The sequence below is a fragment of the Alishewanella sp. WH16-1 genome (genome assembly GCF_001441695.1).
GTDB classification, from domain to species: Bacteria; Pseudomonadota; Gammaproteobacteria; order Enterobacterales; family Alteromonadaceae; genus Alishewanella; species Alishewanella agri.
The window spans coordinates 1-1,442 of sequence record NZ_LCWL01000073.1; the positions used below are offsets into that span (position 1 = coordinate 1).

A 1,442-nucleotide genomic window follows, 5' to 3' on the forward strand; every position below is an offset into this window, starting at 1 on the left:
TCCCGCCTCCTACTCGATCGCTAAAGGAATCTTATCTTATGCAAAAATTTCTACTCAGTTCCGGAATGCTGCTGATGCTGTCGGCCTGTCAACCCGCACCACAAGTTGCGGCTAACGTGAGTGCAGCGGCCACCACGGCCAGCAACGGGGCGTTATTAACTAGTAAAACGCCGTACCAACCCCAGCAAGACTGGCGCAGTTACAGTGCCGTACCCGTGGGGTTCAGCGCCGTAGGGCTACAACATGTGGCGCGGCATGGCTCGCGTTTTTTATCCAGTCAGGGCGATGACATCCTGATGTTAGAATTGCTAAAGCAGGCTGCAGATGCTGGTGCCTTAACCCCGTTAGGGCAGCAATTGGCTGCGCTGGTTAACCGGCTGCATCAGGCGCATCAGCCCAATAATTATGGTGAAATTTCTGCGTTGGGCGTGCAAGAGCACCGGCAGATGGCGCAGCGCTTACTGGCAAGGTCGCCACAGTTGTTCGAGCAGGCAGTGGCACAGCAGCTGCGGATCGCGGTGTTGCATTCAGGGCGGGAGCGTGCCGATCAAAGTGGCGACGCCTTTGTTGCCGGGCTAACAGAGGTTATGCCAGCGCTTAAACCCCTGTTTGATACTCCGCAAGCCGACGAGCGTACCTTATATTTTTATAAAGCAGAGGGGAGTGAAGCCTTCGCCCGCTATCGTGACGAGGATCCACGCCTGCTCAGTGCCATGCAGCAACTCGCTGCCGACCCAAGCCGGCAGCAAGCGGCGCTGTCGATGTTGGCGCGGTTTTTTCAGCCAGAGTTTCTTAACCGCCTGCAGCAGGGCGAAATTGAACTAACGCTGCCGGATGACGACGATGCGATTCGCAATCCGCTGGATGCGGCTAATGTGCTGTTTAGCCTGTACAGCATTGCCAGTAACTTGACGCTGGAAGGTCCGTTTGATTTCAGTGAGCTGTTGCTGGAGGAGCATTTGCAACCGCTGGCTGAACTGGATGATGCGGATTCCTTTTATGGTCGCGGTCCGGCGTTTGCAAGTGATGATATTACCTATCGTCTGGCCGGGCGTTTAGTTGCTGATATGCTGGATAAAGCCGAGCAGCCAAACGGTTACGTGGCCAGTTTTCGCTTTACTCATGCCCAGGTGCTGATGCCACTGGCAGCCTTGTTAGGCATCGCTGGTGCCAGTGAGCCGTTGCCGCAAAGCGTGTTATATAGCTATAAAAACAGCCCCTGGCGCAGTGCTAAGGTTTCACCGATGGCAGCTAATGTGCAGTGGGAAGTGTATCGTAATGCTGATAACCTGACGCTGATCCGGATGCTGCACCACGAACGGGAAACCGCTTTTGGCGGCACTTGCCAACCCTATACCGGCAGCCACTTTTTCTATACCAGCAGCGAGCTACGTCGCTGCCTGCTCCCCTAACTTGTCTAAACGTCTCCGGTACCGGTCTGA

1 protein-coding gene is annotated in these 1,442 nt (G+C 55.2%); it reads left to right on the top strand.

Annotated elements, in window-relative coordinates; all coding sequences use genetic code 11:
• Positions 1–38: 38 nt before the first annotated feature.
• A complete protein-coding gene (locus AAY72_RS06490) occupies positions 39–1,412 on the top strand; it encodes a histidine-type phosphatase (RefSeq protein WP_057786201.1) in 1,374 nt (457 codons plus the stop codon).
• The last annotated feature ends 30 nt before the right edge of the window (positions 1,413–1,442 follow it).

What these genes read in the sequence shown, in the direction of transcription:
- AAY72_RS06490 (WP_057786201.1), top strand. Translation starts at nt 39, where the DNA reads ATGCAAAAATTTCTACTCAGTTCCGGAATGCTGCTGATGCTGTCGGCC.